The 16510-nt window shown below is 44.0% G+C and carries 16 protein-coding genes and 1 rRNA gene; 3 read left to right on the forward strand and 14 right to left on the reverse strand.

The window, feature by feature from the left end; translation table 11 throughout:
• Window positions 1-199 (reverse strand): 16S ribosomal RNA (locus AC4EHK_RS17120); the annotation flags it as partial.
• 641 nt (window positions 200-840) lie between these two features.
• A complete protein-coding gene (locus tag AC4EHK_RS17125; protein WP_490979973.1) occupies window positions 841-1707 on the reverse strand; it encodes a nucleotidyltransferase-like protein in 867 nt (288 codons plus the stop codon).
• A 261-nt stretch (window positions 1708-1968) separates the two neighbouring features.
• Here AC4EHK_RS17125 and AC4EHK_RS17130 point away from each other — a divergent pair, with 261 nt between their 5' ends.
• The gene (locus tag AC4EHK_RS17130) at window positions 1969-2322 is read left to right on the forward strand and encodes a YgzB family protein (RefSeq protein WP_490979974.1); all 354 of its coding nucleotides are present in this window, start codon (window positions 1969-1971) and stop codon (window positions 2320-2322) included.
• Between the two features lie 91 nt (window positions 2323-2413).
• Here AC4EHK_RS17130 and perR read toward each other — a convergent pair whose 3' ends face one another.
• The 4 genes from perR to bcp form a co-directional block, all read right to left on the reverse strand.
• Window positions 2414-2857: a peroxide-responsive transcriptional repressor PerR gene (gene perR, locus AC4EHK_RS17135; protein WP_490979975.1), complete on the reverse strand. Its 444-nt coding sequence runs from the start codon at window positions 2855-2857 to the stop codon at window positions 2414-2416.
• 121 nt (window positions 2858-2978) lie between these two features.
• Window positions 2979-3530: a cob(I)yrinic acid a,c-diamide adenosyltransferase gene (locus AC4EHK_RS17140; protein ID WP_490979976.1), complete on the reverse strand. Its 552-nt coding sequence runs from the start codon at window positions 3528-3530 to the stop codon at window positions 2979-2981.
• A 2-nt stretch (window positions 3531-3532) separates the two neighbouring features.
• Window positions 3533-4474, reverse strand: a complete 942-nt coding sequence (locus AC4EHK_RS17145) for a D-2-hydroxyacid dehydrogenase (protein ID WP_490979977.1) — start codon at window positions 4472-4474, stop codon at window positions 3533-3535.
• A gap of 14 nt (window positions 4475-4488) precedes the next feature.
• The gene (gene bcp, locus AC4EHK_RS17150; protein WP_490979978.1) at window positions 4489-4965 is read right to left on the reverse strand and encodes a thioredoxin-dependent thiol peroxidase; all 477 of its coding nucleotides are present in this window, start codon (window positions 4963-4965) and stop codon (window positions 4489-4491) included.
• Window positions 4966-5090: 125 nt separating this feature from the next.
• Between bcp and AC4EHK_RS17155 the strand changes: the two genes are divergently transcribed.
• Both AC4EHK_RS17155 and AC4EHK_RS17160 read left to right on the forward strand, forming a co-directional pair.
• Window positions 5091-6377 (forward strand): glutamate-1-semialdehyde 2,1-aminomutase, encoded by a 1287-nt coding sequence (locus AC4EHK_RS17155; protein WP_490979979.1) that lies wholly within the window; start codon window positions 5091-5093, stop codon window positions 6375-6377.
• Window positions 6378-6417: 40 nt separating this feature from the next.
• On the forward strand, window positions 6418-7503 hold the full coding sequence (locus AC4EHK_RS17160) for an FUSC family protein (RefSeq protein WP_490979980.1): 1086 nt from the start codon (window positions 6418-6420) through the stop codon (window positions 7501-7503).
• Between the two features lie 36 nt (window positions 7504-7539).
• Here AC4EHK_RS17160 and AC4EHK_RS17165 read toward each other — a convergent pair whose 3' ends face one another.
• The 8 genes from AC4EHK_RS17165 to fabL form a co-directional block, all read right to left on the reverse strand.
• Complete coding sequence (locus tag AC4EHK_RS17165) at window positions 7540-8391, reverse strand: ABC transporter permease (protein ID WP_490980046.1); 852 nt, start codon at window positions 8389-8391, stop codon at window positions 7540-7542.
• Window positions 8392-8444: 53 nt separating this feature from the next.
• Window positions 8445-9449 (reverse strand): ABC transporter permease, encoded by a 1005-nt coding sequence (locus tag AC4EHK_RS17170; RefSeq protein WP_142829938.1) that lies wholly within the window; start codon window positions 9447-9449, stop codon window positions 8445-8447.
• A gap of 84 nt (window positions 9450-9533) precedes the next feature.
• Window positions 9534-11150 (reverse strand): ABC transporter substrate-binding protein, encoded by a 1617-nt coding sequence (locus AC4EHK_RS17175; protein WP_490979981.1) that lies wholly within the window; start codon window positions 11148-11150, stop codon window positions 9534-9536.
• A 29-nt stretch (window positions 11151-11179) separates the two neighbouring features.
• Window positions 11180-12163: an ABC transporter ATP-binding protein gene (locus AC4EHK_RS17180; protein ID WP_490979982.1), complete on the reverse strand. Its 984-nt coding sequence runs from the start codon at window positions 12161-12163 to the stop codon at window positions 11180-11182.
• Window positions 12138-13157, reverse strand: a complete 1020-nt coding sequence (locus AC4EHK_RS17185; protein ID WP_490979983.1) for an ABC transporter ATP-binding protein — start codon at window positions 13155-13157, stop codon at window positions 12138-12140. Before AC4EHK_RS17185 ends, AC4EHK_RS17180 begins: the two co-directional genes overlap by 26 nt.
• Window positions 13158-13307: 150 nt before the next feature.
• The gene (locus AC4EHK_RS17190; protein ID WP_490979984.1) at window positions 13308-15053 is read right to left on the reverse strand and encodes an ABC transporter ATP-binding protein; all 1746 of its coding nucleotides are present in this window, start codon (window positions 15051-15053) and stop codon (window positions 13308-13310) included.
• A gap of 59 nt (window positions 15054-15112) precedes the next feature.
• A complete protein-coding gene (gene ntdP, locus AC4EHK_RS17195) occupies window positions 15113-15658 on the reverse strand; it encodes a nucleoside tri-diphosphate phosphatase (RefSeq protein ID WP_142829796.1) in 546 nt (181 codons plus the stop codon).
• 103 nt (window positions 15659-15761) lie between these two features.
• Window positions 15762-16508 carry an enoyl-[acyl-carrier-protein] reductase FabL gene (fabL, locus tag AC4EHK_RS17200; RefSeq protein ID WP_490980047.1) on the reverse strand — a complete coding sequence of 249 codons (747 nt, stop codon included), beginning with the start codon at window positions 16506-16508 and terminating at the stop codon, window positions 15762-15764.
• Window positions 16509-16510 lie beyond the last annotated feature (2 nt).

Genomic DNA, 16510 nt, shown 5'->3' on the forward strand with positions numbered 1-16510 from the left:
GCCTCAGGAGAGGCGGCAAACTATTCGGTATTAGCACCGGTTTCCCGGAGTTATCCCGATCTGCAGGGCAGGTTGCCCACGTGTTACTCACCCGTCCGCCGCTAAACGATTGGAGCAAGCTCCAAAAGTTCCGCTCGACTTGCATGTATTAGGCACGCCGCCAGCGTTCGTCCTGAGCCAGGATCAAACTCTCCATTATAGAGTAGTATTGATTGCTCAAATACTTGCTGGCGTTTCGCGGTCTACAAGACGCGCGATTCGCTCGTGATCTGCATAACGCTGATCAGTAGTTTTGCGCGGGCCGTTTTGCGCGGCCGTTGCGTTTTGTTGACGTTTTGCTGTTCAGTTTTCAAGGTTCAATGTGTCCGTCCTGTAAAAGCAACTTCTCTAAGTTATCACCGTTTGATGAAAGAGTCAAGCCTTTTTATTATTGCGAAAAACTTAATTTCTCTTAGCGACGTGTATTATCATAATACATTTCATTGGAGAATGTCAACGATTAAAGCAAAAAAAGTTTAAACATCGTAAATAAAAAAACAAACATCTCAATAAATCATTATTCCTTTACTTTTTAAACCATTGGTGCCACAGAAAAAAGAAGCCGTTGACGGAGTCCGAATAGACAGATTCCAGCAAGGGCTTCTCTACTTCCTTCATATTATACTTCATTAAGAAACATCGTATCTATTTACTCTTAAGTGCCGCAGCAGGATTATGCTACCCGCTTTTTCAGTTATCAATCTAACTAAAACAAAACTCCAGCTTGAATCACCAGTAAATGCACCATGCTAAACTTTTCGTTCCCAAGAAAAAGTGAAAAAAATCACCACTCACTCTTTTTTATTTTTTTACATAATAATAGCGATGGAAGATCCCCTCACTTTTAGTGGTAACCCCGTTAATAAAAATCAAGTCTTTATCTATCAGGTATTCGATAAATACTTCCAGATTAGACGAATAGTTTTTTAACTCTTCCTGTTCGTGCAATTCCTGTATAGTCCAACTGCTTTGTTTTTCCATAACTTCTCTTATATGGAGAGCGCCGTCCTGCGTCCGTGAATGGATATAAAACTCACTAGCCAGAAATAAAAGTTCCAGACGTTTGTCGATGGGCTCGTCGCTGGATATCAATTCTTCGTAAAGCTTATAGATAGCAGGTTCCATTTGCTTCACCTGAGACCAGACCGTCACTTCTGGCGGCAACCCATTTTCAAGCACAGCCAGCCGCGCTAAATGATGCAATGACTCCACCATGTGATGATAGGCATCCATGTAATTTTTTTCTTCGAAGAAAACTTTCCCTTCCATATAGCGGCGTATCAGCTTGGCAAATTCTATGCCCATCTTAATTTTCCGGCCATAGAACGGATAGTCTTTCAATTCCGTTTTCAGCTTTTCCATGAATTCATTGCGGTCATAAATAACACGGCCGTAAAAAAGCCAGTCAACGATTTTCCGGTTCGTGCCCAGCAACAGCCATTTATGTAGTTGTTTTTCCGTAACGATGTGCATAGCGGCCTTTTTATCTAGATACGTATAATGCTTAGTAAAAACAGGTGTTTCGTTTTCCTTGGTGATGATCAGCAGAATCGAATCAAAGGTGTCTGTTATCTGGCTGACCTTTTCTCTCTTCTCTACTAGAATCACCCCAAGTGTACTTTCTTGGCTGGCGCGTTCCTGATAAATGGGTCGTAGGATTTGTTCCATCAATTTTCACTCCTTGCTGTCTTTATCGCATTCCGCTATAAACCAAACAGCATGAATGCCAATGAACTGCAGCGCGTTCGATTTCCCCTTTAGTCTGCCGGGATTCCCGTTCTCTGTTTCTCAGACATTGAAACCAGGTGTACTGGCTTCCGCTTTTCTTTATTTCGACATATTTATTGCCAATTCCTTCATTTGAAAACCGATATCACTTTTTAAGGGTATTTATGATATAGTATGATGGATGCAAGGAGGAAATAAACCATGAAACCTTATAAAAATAAAATCAATCGCATTCGGACGTTTGCATTAGCGCTTATTTTCATCGGAATCGTCATCATGTATGTCGGCATTTATTTCAGAAATTATCCTGTTGTTATGGTAATTTTCATGCTGCTGGGTGTTGTCGCGATTATCGGAAGTACAGCTGTCTACGGTTGGATCGGTTTGCTGTCTATGAAAACTGTTCCCGTCCAATGTCCTAATTGTGGAAAACATACAAAAATGCTTGGCCGTGTAGATATCTGCATGCACTGCAATGAGCCGTTAACGATGGACCGTTCGCTTGAAGGAAAAGAATTTGATCAGGACTACAACAAAAAAAGTTCACAACAATAAAAACACCCGGCGAATCAAAACTTCGCTGGGTGTTTTTGCATCAAAAAAGAAGCTTCCTGCTAGCTAGCGAGAAGCTTCTTTGCTTACAAGATTATTGGGCTTTTGCCGTTTTTCCTAAGCACCCCTGGCATGTTCCATAAATTTCGAGGCGATGATAATCTACTTGGAATCCTGTGACATGGGAAGCTAAATGTTCAACTTCATCCAGTCCTGGATAATGGAAATCAACTATTTTTCCGCAATCGTTGCAGATAATATGATAATGGTCGTGTGTAACAAAATCGAAACGGCTTGAAGAATCTCCATACGTCAATTCTTTGACCAGTCCCGCTTTTCTAAACACGCGTAAGTTATTGTAAACAGTTGCAACACTCATATTAGGAAACGTTTTTTCAAGCGCGCGATAAATGTCATCCGCTGTTGGGTGCGTTGTAGAATGAATCATGTACTCCAAAATCGCGTGGCGTTGGGGTGTGATTCTTACACCTGTTGACTTCAAAGCATCAAGCGCGTCTTTTAATTTTACTTCAGACATCGCTGTGCACCTCACTTCATAGATATTCTTACATTATAATCGTTATAAACAGTGTACCTAATGAGTGTGGTGGATGTCAAGAAATCACTATAGTGCCGCCGTTTGCCACGCATGATTCGGTTTATTTTTCGTGCAGCCCTTTTTCTTTACGCCCAAGACGTTGGTTAACTAGACGTGCTGCGACGAACAAAAAGTCGGACAAGCGATTTAAATAAGCCAGAACGTTCGGGGGAACATCGGACCCAATCGACAAAGCCGTACGTTCAGCTCTTCGGACAACTGTTCGTGCCACATGAAGAGCGGCACCGGACGGATGACCTCCCGGCAGGATGAAGTTGCTGAGCGGCGGAACCTCAGCATCGTACAGATCGATCCATTGCTCGAGCTTAAAAATATCCTGTTCTTCTAATTTCCATTTCACTTCTTTTCCTTTGGGCGTAGCCAGTTCGGCGCCTACATGGAATAAAGTCGTTTGGATTTCATGAAAAACTTCGCAAAGCGCTTCTTTTTCCTCAAAAAACTCGGCATTCATGTGCCCAATTGCCAGGCCGATCAATGAATTCGCTTCGTCACACGTTCCATATGCCTCAACTACCGCATCGTTCTTTGCAATCCGTGCGCCATAAACCAGTGAAGTCGTTCCTTTATCGCCAGTTTTCGTGTAAATTTTCATGCTCAATACCCCTTTTCCATATTGACCAGATTTGCCGGGACGCTTTGGTCAGCGAGCCATTTTTTGAGATCCGGAATAAAGAGATCCAGTGCGCGTTCCACATACTTGCCGGAGTGGCTGGAAACATGAGGCGACACAACTACATTGTTCATCGCCCAATAAGGATGATTTGCCGGCAGCGGTTCCTGCTCGAAAACATCCAATACCGCATAGGCAATCTCTTCTTTTTGCAGCGCTTCAAGAAGAACGTCATCCGACACCAAGTCTCCTCTTCCAAAGTTCATGAAAATGGCGGTGTTTTTCATTGCGCTAAAATGGTCTTTTGTTAACAAGTATTTCGTTTCCTCGGTACTCGGCAAAATTGAAAGCACATAATCTGCTTGGGGAAGCTTGTCCAAAATATTTTCAAAAGAGACCATTTCATCCATATGCGAAGCTTGTTTTCCAGAACGGTTGCAGCCGATTGTACGGACACCGAACGCTTGAAGCAAACGGCCGATTTCAGAACCAATGGCGCCAGGCCCCAGAATGAGCGCTGTCGACCCATGCAACTCGGATGAACGGACTTTTCGATTCCATTCCTGGTTGCGCTGATTTTCATAAATCGCCGGAAGTGACCGTTTTACCGACAATAAATGAGCCAAAGCAGATTCAGCCATCGGTATTTTGTGGATGCCTTTCACATTGGATACAGTTATGCCGCGTTCTGCAATAGCTTGATGAGGCAGCTTTTCAATGCCGGCACTGGCAACCATAATCCATTGCACTTTTTCAGCAGTTGCAATATCTTCTGCTGTCAGGTCTTCCCCGTACGTCACAATAATGTCGGCAGACGCCAAACGCGTTTTGTCTTTATAAAGAAAATGGAATTCAACTTGCGGAAATTCAGTTTTCAGTCTCTGCTGTTGATCTTCTTTTGGAATAAATGTAAAGAGAATTTCCATGCTTGTCCCCTTTCTTACTGATTGCTGACCGTTTTCAAAGTTTCCAGTACGTCCTCAATATGATTCGGAACTTTTACTTTGCGCCATTCTTTTACTACCGTTCCTGTCGGATCGATCAAATAGGTCGCGCGTTCAATGCCCATGAATTTTTTGCCGTACATATTTTTTTCAACCCATACACCATAATCTTCCGAAACGTGGTGATCTTCGTCTACCAAGAGCGAAAATGGCAAGCCATGTTTTTCAATAAACTTATTGTGCTGGTCTTCTGAATCGGCGCTGACACCCAAAATAACGGCATCTAGTGCTGAAAAATCTGCCTGTGCATCACGAAAATCACATGCTTGTGTTGTACAGCCAGGTGTCATATCTTTTGGATAGAAATAAAGAACCACATATTTTTTGCCAGAAAAATCTTTCAGTGAAACTGTTTCTCCTGCCTCATTTTTTAATGAGAATTCTGGTGCCAGTGTACCTTCCAATGCAGCCATCTTCATCACTCCTTTTCTTTTCTCTATCGTACCGAACCAGGGCGCCAGTTTCAATTTCTTTGGCGTTTCCGAACGACTTTGTCTACAATAAGGAATAGATTAATCAATAGGAGGCAATTTACCCAATGAATCATTCGACATCAGAGGAACTTCACGCAGAAGCATTAGAACATATCGTAGGTGGCGTTAACAGCCCATCCAGGTCTTTTAAAGCGGTAGGCGGCGGATCTCCCATCGCCATGGAACGTGGAAAAGGCGCTTATTTTTGGGACGTTGACGGCAATAAATACATCGACTATTTGGCGGCTTATGGTCCCATTATTACCGGACATGCGCACCCGCATATCACGCAGGCCATTACACATGCAGCAGAAACCGGACTGTTGTACGGTACGCCAACGCGCCACGAAATCACTTTCGCCAAGATGCTGAAACAAGCAATGCCGAACATGGATCGTGTTCGTTTCGTCAACAGCGGGACCGAGGCAGTCATGACGACGATCCGTGTAGCACGCGCTTATACCGGCCGGACCAAAATCATGAAATTTGCTGGCTGCTATCATGGCCATTCCGACTTGGTTCTTGTCGCTGCCGGGTCGGGTCCTGCGACACTCGGTACACCGGATTCGGCTGGCGTACCAAAATCAATCGCAGAAGAAGTGATCACCATTCCTTTCAACGATCCGCAGGCATTCTCAGAAGCAATGGAGCAATGGGGCGAAGAAATTGCCTGTCTCTTAGTCGAGCCGATTGTCGGGAACTTTGGAATCGTTGAACCGAAACCAGGCTACCTCGAGGAAGTTCACCGCATTGCTCATGAAAAAGGGGCCTTGATTGTTTATGATGAGGTCATCACAGCTTTCCGCTTCCATTACGGCGGGGCTCAAGACATGCTTGGATTAGTGCCGGACCTGACAGCACTTGGAAAAATCATCGGCGGTGGGCTTCCAATCGGCGCTTATGGCGGGAAAAAAGAGATTATGGAAACAGTAGCTCCTTTAGGACCTGCCTATCAAGCAGGCACGATGGCAGGCAATCCCGCATCAATTCAAGCCGGCATTGCTTGTTTAGAAGTACTTCGCGAAGAAGGCGTTTATGAGAAAATGGACAAACTCGGCGCTCAGCTTGAGAAAGGCATTTTAGCTGCTGCTAAAGAATTTGGTGTGACCATTACCGTTAATCGATTAAAAGGTGCGCTGACCATTTACTTTACCGATGTAACCGTCGAAAATTACGAACAAGCAGAAGCAACGGATGGGGAAATCTTTGGCCGCTTCTTTAAATTAATGCTCGAACAAGGAATTAATTTGGCTCCCTCCAAGTACGAAGCGTGGTTTTTAACGACTGAACATACAAAAGAAGATGTGGAAGTTTCCATTCAAGCCGTCCGCGAAGCATTTAAACAGTTATAATTAGTAAAAATCATATTATGAGGAAGGAGTCCTTGAGTCAATGAGATTAGGTGCACGTATTCTAAAAACCGGCGTGGCCATTTCTTTGGCCTTGTTTTTGGCCAACTTATTGGAATTGCCTTCTCCTGTTTTTGCCGGCGTCGCGGCTATTTTCGCTATCCAGCCCTCTATTTATCGCTCTTATCTTACTTTGCTCGATCAGATTTACGGAAATTTGATTGGCGCAGCCATTGCTATTATTTTCGTCTTGACGCTTGGCAGCAATTACTTAACGATCGGTGCGGCCGCAATTTTAGCGATTGCACTTATGTTGAAGTTAAAACTGGAAAATACCGTTCCGTTAACTCTGGTCACCATTATCATCATTATGGATTCCCACTCCAGTAATTTCTTGACATTTGCTTCTCTGCGAATCGGTACGGTCATGCTTGGTATTCTATCGGCCTTTGTGGTGAACATGATTTTCCTGCCACCCAAATACGAAACACGGCTCTTCACGTCCATCCATGAGGTCAGCGAAGAAGTCATTCGCTGGATCCGAGTATCGATCCGCCACGCATCTGATCATGCATCGGTTAAAGAAGATATCGAAAAATTAACGGAAAAGCTATTAAAAGTCGATCAATGGTATTTGTTTTACAAGGAAGAACGCAGCTACACCAAAAAACAACAATATGCCAAAGCACGTAAATTGGTGCTTTATCGTCAAATGATTGCCACCTCCAAAAAAAGCTTGGAAGTTTTGAGGCGTTTGAATCGCTTTGAAAATGAATTGATGGAACTACCCGAGCACTTTCACATGATGGTCCAAGAGCGACTGGAAAGTTTAGCGAGCTACCACGAACAGCTTTACATGAAATACGTCGGCAAACTGCGGCCAGATCATAGCGAAGGATCTGGTGCAGATGCCATTATGAAACGCAATGAAGTCATGACCATTTTTGTAAAAGAAATCAATTTGGCACACGAAGAAAATGATGATGAGTTTTCGGTTTATCATTTAATGCATGTGCTATCGGCAATATTGGATTACGAAGAACAACTGGAACATTTGGATTTGCTGATTATTGCATACTTGAATTACCATTCAGAAGAAGTTGACAGCGATCTTGAAGACGCGATATAAAAAAACGTGTGGGGCCATGGGCCTCACACGTTTTTTTTATGACTTCATTCGCGGATCTAATGCGTCGCGCAAACCATCGCCCATTAAGTTAAAACCAAGCACGGTTAACATGATGGCAACCCCAGGGAAAATCATGGTCCAAGGCGCATTCGTCAAATACGAACGCGAATCTGCCAGCATCTTGCCCCATTCTGGTGATGGAGCCTGTGCCCCAAGTCCAAGGAACCCAAGCGCTGCCGCTTCAATAATAGCAGTCGCAATGGCGAGTGTCCCTTGGACAATAACTGGTGCCATCGAATTTGGCAGGATATGCGATACCAAAATCCGATTATCTTTCATGCCGATTGCTTTTGCCGACATAATGTATTCATCTTCTTTGATGCTCAATACTTTGGAACGGATCAACCGGCCAAAGTTTGGTACGTTGATGATTGCAATCGCGATCAAAGCGTTGCGCAATGACGGTCCAAGAACCGATACAACTGCAATTGCCAATAAGATACTTGGGAATGCCAGCATGATATCGAAGATGCGGGAAATAATTGTATCCACCCAGCGCCCGTAATAACCAGCTAAAATTCCTAGAATACTTCCGACAACCACCGAACCGATTACCGCTAAAAATCCGACCCATAATGAAATTCGAGCGCCGTATACAACACGGGATAAGATATCCCGGCCAAAATCGTCCGTCCCCATCCAATTTGTAGAAGAAGGAGGCATAAGCCGTTGAGACAGATTTTGTTCATTGATGCCTTGCGGTGTAAGAAGCGGTCCAAAAATGGCGAGCAGAATAAAGAAAATGACAATCCCCATTCCGACAACGGCTACTTTACTTTTGCGAAAACCACGCCAAGCTTCTTTCCAAGGACCTGCGACTTTTTGCATTTCCGCTTCTTCTTGTTTGATTACTGTTTCAGCCAATGTACGTCTCCTCCTTCCTAATCATATTTAATGCGTGGGTCGACCAAGCCGTATAGCAGATCGACAAATAGATTGATCATAACAAAGATAAACGCGACAATTAAAATGCCTGACTGAATAACTGGATAATCACGGAAGCCAATTGCTTCGTAGATATACCGTCCAATTCCAGGCCAACCGAAAATGGTTTCTGTCAAAATGGCTCCGCCAAGCAACAGTCCCATTTGAAGTCCGATAATCGTCAATACAGGAATAATGGCGTTTTTAAGTGCGTGCTTGTAAACGACCCAAAACATCGATAAGCCTTTCGAACGAGCCGTGCGGACATAATCTGATCGCATCACTTCTAGCATACTTGAACGCGTCATTCTGGCAATAATCGCCATCGGTATTGTCGCTAGCGCCGTTCCCGGCAATACTAGGTGTTTCAAAACCGTAGCCAATTGATCGAAGTCTCCTGCAATTAAGGTATCAATTACATAAAAATTGGTGATGACGTCTACAGGATCCCGAACGTTTTCACGCCCCGTTGTTGGAAGAATTCCAAGTTCAATAGAGAAAATCCATTGATTCATTAAACCTAACCAGAAGATGGGCATAGATACACCAATCAATGCAACGATCATTGCCGTGTAATCAAACCAAGAGTTCTGGAACCAGGCTGAAATAATGCCTGCATTGATTCCGATTACAACTGCAATAATAATAGCAAATAAAGAAAGTTCAATTGTTGCCGCTAAATAAGGCCATACTTCATCTACTACTGGAGTTCGTGTACGAAGTGACTCTCCTAAATCTCCTGTTACCAGTCCTTTTAAGTAATCAAAGTACTGAATGTACCAGGGATTGTCTAACCCCAAATTTGTTCGTAATGCTTTTATCGCTTCTTCGGATGCTTGCTGGCCAAGGATGACTTGTGCAGGATCACCAGGAATTGCGCGGATGATCATAAATACGATAAATGTCATACCGAGTAAAACTGGGATTAACTGTAGAAGCCGCCTGCCGATATAGTGAAGCATCTTCTTCACCTCTCCATCTCTTGCAATATGTATAACAGGAAGAAAAAAGGGAGGAAATCATCCGACTTCCTCCCTGAGTATTGCCTACTCTAAATCTACTGAAGCCAATTTGTCAGAACCTGTTGGATGTGCTTTGAAATTGATTACGTTACTACCACCAGCAAGTAGCGGGGTAGAGTGCGCAAGCGGTACCCACGGAGCATCTTCATGGATGATTTCCTGAGCTTGCATGTACAATTCATTTCTCAGGTCTTCGTCTACTTCTGATTGCGCCTGGATTAAGACATCATGCAGTTCTTGATTTTCGTAATATGTGTAGTTATTTGTACCGACATTGTCTTGGTCAAGCAATGCATAAAGGAAATTGTCGGCATCGCCGTTATCGCCAGTCCATCCCAATAGGAATGCATCAGCTTCTCCGTTTGCAGCTTTTTCAAGGTAAGTCGCCCACTCGAATGACACGATTTCAGCAGTTACGCCAACATCAGCCAAGTTCTTTTGAATGGCTTCTGCCACTTTTTGGCCATCCGGCATATATGGACGTGGAACTGGCATTGCATAAAGTTCCATCTCAAAGCCGTCTGGGAAACCAGCTTCAGCCAATAATTCTTTTGCACGTTCAGGATCAAATTCATAACCTTCAATACTGTCGTTATAGCCACTGATTACCGGTGGAATCGGGTTTTTCGCTACTTCAGCACGGCCTTCGTAAAATGCGTCTACAAGTGCCTGCTTATCGATTGCATGGTTAAATGCCTGACGCACTAAAGGATCGTCGAAAGGTTCGCGTGTTACCGTCATGCCAAGGTAGCCAACGTTCATAGATGGACGTTCAAACAATTGGAGGTTTTCATCTGCTTCGATTGTCGCACCATCAGAAGGTGTGATTCCGTCTGCCAAATCAATTTCTCCTGATAGTAAAGCGTTTAAACGAGCTGAGTTATCTGGAATCGCGCGGAATACCACTTGATCCAATTTCGGCTCGCCTTCTACCCAATAATCATCAAATTTTGCAATTGTGATTGTGTCATTGCGTTTCCATTCAACAAATTCGAATGGTCCTGTCCCGACTGGATTATCGCCGAAAGTATCGCCTGCTGCTTCAAATGCAGTTGGTGATGCAATCGCAAATGGGCTCATTGCCAAGTTTTTAAGGAATGGTGCCTGAGGACGTTTTAACGTGAAGACCACTTCATAATCACCTGTTGCTTCAACAGATTCGATAACATGTCCTTCATCATCGCCATATCCGCCAAACATAGAACCGTAATAAGGGAATTGTTCGCCGTCACCAGCTGCCCAGCGTTCAAAGTTCTTCACTACTGCTTCTGCATTAAAATCAGTATCATCATGGAATTTAATGCCTTCTGTCAATGTGAATGTATACGTCAAGCCATCTTCGGAAGCTGTCCATTCAGAAGCCAACGCAGGTTCGATTTCTGTATCCTGTTCACCGAAGTTTACCAATGTATCAAAAATGTTTTTTGTCACTTTAAAAGATTCACCGTCTGTAACTGTAATTGGATCAAGAGATACCGAATCGCCTCCGCGCCCAAAAATCAATGTTTTCTCTTCTGCAGATTCACCTTCACTGCCGCTTTCGCCGTTTTCTGATGCATCATCAGAGCTACAGCCATAAAGAGCTGTCGATACTAATAACAGCAACAGAAATGCCCATGTTAAGAACTTTTTCTTCCCCAAATTAACCCCTCCATTTTTTCTATTTATTATCATTGCGGCTTGCATTCTTCGTAAAGATGGCAAGCTACAGAATGACCTTTTTCAACTTCTGCAAAAATTGGCGCAGCCTGTGAACAAATATCCATTTTGAACGGACAACGCGTATGGAACCTGCATCCGCTCGGTGGATTTGCCGGGCTTGGAACATCTCCTGTAATAACGACTTCTTCCCGGACGAACGCAGGGTCAGGTACCGGAACAGCAGCTAATAAAGCTTGTGTATAGGGATGCAATGGTTTTTCGTACAAGTCTTCGGTATTCGCAAGCTCTGCCATTTGCCCGAGATACATAACTCCGACACGATCGCTGATATGGCGAACCACCCCTAAATCATGGGCAATGAAAATATATGTCAGCTTCAGCTCTTTTTGTAGATCCTGCATCAAGTTTAAAACCTGTGCCTGAATCGATACATCAAGTGCTGATACAGGTTCATCCGCGATAATCAGTTTTGGATTTGTCATCAAGGCACGTGCAATGCCGATCCGTTGACGCTGCCCACCACTGAATTGATGCGGGTAACGTTTTGCGTGATAGCTGCTCAGGCCAACAATTTCCAAAAACTCGTGAACTTTCTTTTTGCGTTCTTTCGGGTCGCCAATGTCGTGGACATTGAGCGGCTCCATCAGTATTTTTTCAATCGTGTGGCGAGGATTTAATGACGCATATGGATCCTGGAAAACCATCTGAATATCCCGGCGTGCTTTGCGCATATCGTTATTGGACAAGCTGGTCAATTCCTGGCCATCAAAGGTTACGGTTCCTTCTGTTGGTTCCAGAAGGCGCATCAGCATGCGTCCAGTCGTGGATTTCCCACAGCCTGATTCGCCAACAATACCCAAAGTCTCACCTTCTTGAACAGTAAATGACACATCATCTACTGCTTTTACATGGTTGCTGACTTTGCCTAAGATGCCTGATTTAATCGGAAAATACTTTTTCAGCCCTTCAACTTTTAACAACGGTTCTGTCATGCGACTGTACCTCCTTCGGATCAAATAGGAAACAACGGGTTTGGTGATTATCCGCTGTTTGGTACAGTTCCGGCGTTTCTCCTATGCAGCGGTCAAACGCAAACTCACAGCGCGCAGCAAACTTACAGCCCGTTTTGATCGTTCCCGGCTTTGGAACGTTGCCAGGAATTGAGTACAAACGCTCTTTTTTAAAACGCATATCAGGAACCGATTCCAGCAAACCTTTCGTATATGGATGCTGCGGATCGTTGAATATGGTATGGACCGGACCTTCTTCAACCACCTTGCCCGCATACATGACAACAACCCGTTCACAAGTTTCGGCCACTACCCCTAAATCATGAGTAATTAACAAAACAGCCGTATTCAAGCGTTCATTTAAGTTTTTAATCAGTTTCAAAATTTGCGATTGAATTGTGACATCAAGTGCTGTTGTCGGTTCATCTGCAATCAATACTTTCGGGTCGCATAACAAGGCCATTGCGATCATGACTCGTTGGCGCATGCCGCCTGAAAGCTGATGCGGATATTCTTTCATCAATCCTTCCGGACGTGGCAAACCTACCAACTTCATCATTTCGATGCCGCGTTCTTGAATTTGTTTTTTCGACCAATCCCGCTTGTGGATTTTGATTGCTTCACGAAGTTGATCGCCAATCGTGAACAATGGATTGAGCGAAGTCATCGGTTCCTGGAAAATCATCGCAATATCGTTGCCTCTGATTCCCCTCATTTCTTTCTCGGATAATTTTGTCAAATCCTTATCCTGAAATAAAATTTCGCCTCCTGTAATTTTTCCTGGAGGACTTGGAACCAACCCCATTATCGATAGTGAGGTAACACTTTTCCCGCATCCTGATTCACCGACGATGCCAAGGACTTCACCTTCTCGTATGTAAAAATCTACATTGTCTACTGCTGGTATCTCTCCATCATCTGTGAAAAAGGATGTTTTCAAACCTTTAACGTCTAAGATGGTTTTGCGTTCGTTCATGATGATCCCCCTTTTGCACAAAAATGATTCAGATTATTCTCCTTCTTTCAATTATACGTAATAGTATTATTAATGCAATATCTTTTTTAGTCTGCAGAAAATTGGGAGCATAGAAAAAAGCCTCCAAAAACTGGAGGCTTCGAGAAAAAATCAATTAAAATGCTGAACTTGGAACAAGCTAGAATAAACGCCCTGTTGTTTCATTAGTTCATTATGCGTCCCGCTTTCGGCAAGTTTGCCGTGATCAATCACTAAAATTTGGTCCGCATGAGTAATCGTCGAAAGACGATGTGCAACAATAAGCGTCGTCCGGTCATGTGCCAAACGCTCCAATGAATCTTGAATCAATGCTTCACTTTCAAGGTCGAGGGCAGATGTGGCTTCATCCAAAATCAAAATTGGGGGATTTTTCAAGAACACTCGTGCAATCGCTACACGCTGTTTTTGCCCGCCGGATAATTTCACGCCGCGCTCTCCGACCTTCGTGTCATAGCCTTCCGGAAGCTGCGAAATGAATTCGTCCGCATTGGCTGCTTTCGCAGCTGCGATTACTTCTTCATCCGTTGCTCCGGGTTTCCCCATTAGGATATTGGCTTTCACAGAATCACTGAAGAGAATGGAGTCTTGTAAAACCAAACCGATTTGATCACGCAAAGTATGGGTCGTCACATCACGCAAATCGTGGTCATCCATGTAGATGCCGCCGCTTGTCACATCGTAGAATCGAGGAATCAGCGAGACGATGGTCGATTTCCCGCCGCCGCTCATTCCGACAAATGCGACCGTTTCTCCCGGTTTCACGGTAAAGTTTAAATCCGTCAGCACTTCCGATCCGCCATCATTGTAATGGAAAGAAACGTTGCGGAATTCCAGTTTGCCGTCGACTACTTTCAAGTCGCGCGCTTTTTCCTTGTCGGTCACATCATAATCTTCATCGATCAGCTCAAAAACGCGGTCCATAGAGGCCAGTGACTGCACCAGCGTCGTTGAAGAATTCACCAAACGGCGCAGTGGATTATAAAGCCGTTCAATGTAAGCAATAAATGCTACCATCGTACCCAGCGTCAGATTGCCCTCAATCACTTGGTAACCGGCATAGCCGATAACCAATAAAGGCGCAACGTCCGTAATGGTATTGACGACCGCAAATGCTTTGGCATTCCATTTCGTATGGTCGATGGCTTTTTCCAGAAACTGATCGTTTGTGTCATTGAAAATTTTCTGTTCATGCTTCTCAAGTGCAAAACTTTTGATAATACTCATGCCCTGCACACGCTCATGCAAGTAGCTTTGAACATTGGCTAAAGCTTGCGAACGCTCCCGGGTCAAGTCGCGAAGCCGCCCAAAGAAATACTTGACGCTGAATGCGTAGAACGGGAATGCCAACAACGCCACGATAGTTAAAGATACGTCCATCGTCAGCATAATGATGATCGCGATCAGAATTGTTGCGAGATCCAACCAAACATTCATTAATCCAATCATAACGAAGTTTTTAGTTTGTTCGACATCATTAATGACGCGTGAAATGATTTCACCTGCGCGTGTATTGGCATAATAGCGCAAGCTCAACCGCTGCAAATGGCCATAAAGATAGCCGCGGATGTCGTAAAGGATTTTATTGCTGACATACTGTGCATAATATTGGCGATAGTATTCAATTGGTGGGCGCAGGAGGAAAAAGACAATTGCCGTTCCTCCAAGCCATAAATAAAGTTGTTCCAGCTTTTCAGCATTCGACAGTGCATCCGCACCGATAATGTCATCAATGACGATTTTAATCAGCAATGGGATAAAAAGCGGAATCGCAAACTTGAATATCCCGATAAAAATCGTTAGCGCAATTTGCCAATAATACGGTTTGACGAATTGCATATAGCGTTTCATACTGCTCAACACTTTCACTCCATTCTATTCAAAACGAAAAACCTGTTGGCAAGCAACAGGTTTTCATCTTAATCACGAATCCGGTTTAATCTATGAAATTCATAGCGGTTCGTCCATACTTCGATAAAGTCCTGGGCAAATGGCCCTCTGCGCTGTTTGATCCAGCCAATCAGCTTCTCCACATTTCGATGGAGAATTTGATCGATCACTTCAGGATAACCCATTTGCCGCTTATGGTCTTCATATTCGTCTTCATCCAACAACGTGTAAGACATGTCTGGAAACACTTTTACATCCAAGTCATAATCGATGTACTTTAACGAGCCATTATTATAAACGAATGGGGAACTGACATTGCAATAATAATAAACACCGTCGTCTCGGAGCATACAGATGATATTGAACCAATGCTCTGCGTGGAAATAACAGATTGACGGCTCACGCGTCAACCAGGTTCGGCCATCGGATTCTGTCACTAGCGTCCGTTCGTTTGCACCAATTACAATGTTGTTCGTACCTTTCAGTACAGTTGTTTCCTGCCAGACACGGTGGATTCGGCCGTTGTGTTTGTAACTGTGGATTTGGATTGTTTCACCCTCCGCAGGAATCGCCATGTACTATCCCACCTTCTTGTCTAAGCCTTTATTTATCTGCTATTTCAGTATTATATCAATCAATTCTGAAAACATACAGCAATAAGGCAGAAGAACCAAGGGATTACATGACGACCGAACGCCCACCATCCACAATAATTGTTTGGCCTCGGATCATATCTGAATCAGAAGAAATCAGGAACAAAGCAGCTTTGACCATGTCTTCAATCTCGACCATTCGGCCTGCTGGTGTATTGACGCGGGCATCGTTCAACAAATCTTCACGGTTTGGAAAATGCTTTAATGCTTCTGTATCAAGCGCTCCGCCAGACACTGTATTGACAGCAATTCCAAGGGGTGCCAGTTCAACAGCTAAGTAGCGTGTAATGGACTCTACCGCTGCTTTTGAAACTCCTATCGTTGTATAATTTTCCAAATAACGAATCGATCCAAGTGAACTGATGCCAACGATTTTGCCGCCTTTGTCCATCAATTTCGCTGCTTCTTGCGCGCCAAACAGCATCGCTTTCGCGTTGATATTCATAGTCCAATCCCAATGAGACTCTTCCAATTCCATGATTGGGCGCAACACACCGGAAGCTGCATTCGATACGAAAACATCCAGGCGGCCAAATTCTTCTTTAATGGTCTCAAACATGCCGCGGAGCTTCTCGACATCTCCGACATTTGCACGGACCAATAAAGCTTTTTGTCCTCTTGCTTCGATTTCTTTTACGGTATCAAGTGCCGCGGTTTTGCTGCGTGCATAATTGACAACGATGTCATACCCCTGATCTGCAAGAGCAATCGCCATCGCCTTGCCGAGACCTCTGCTGCTGCCTGTCACCAATGCTACTTTTTGTTCTGTCATCA

This window comes from Planococcus sp. TJ-307, assembly GCF_058268435.1.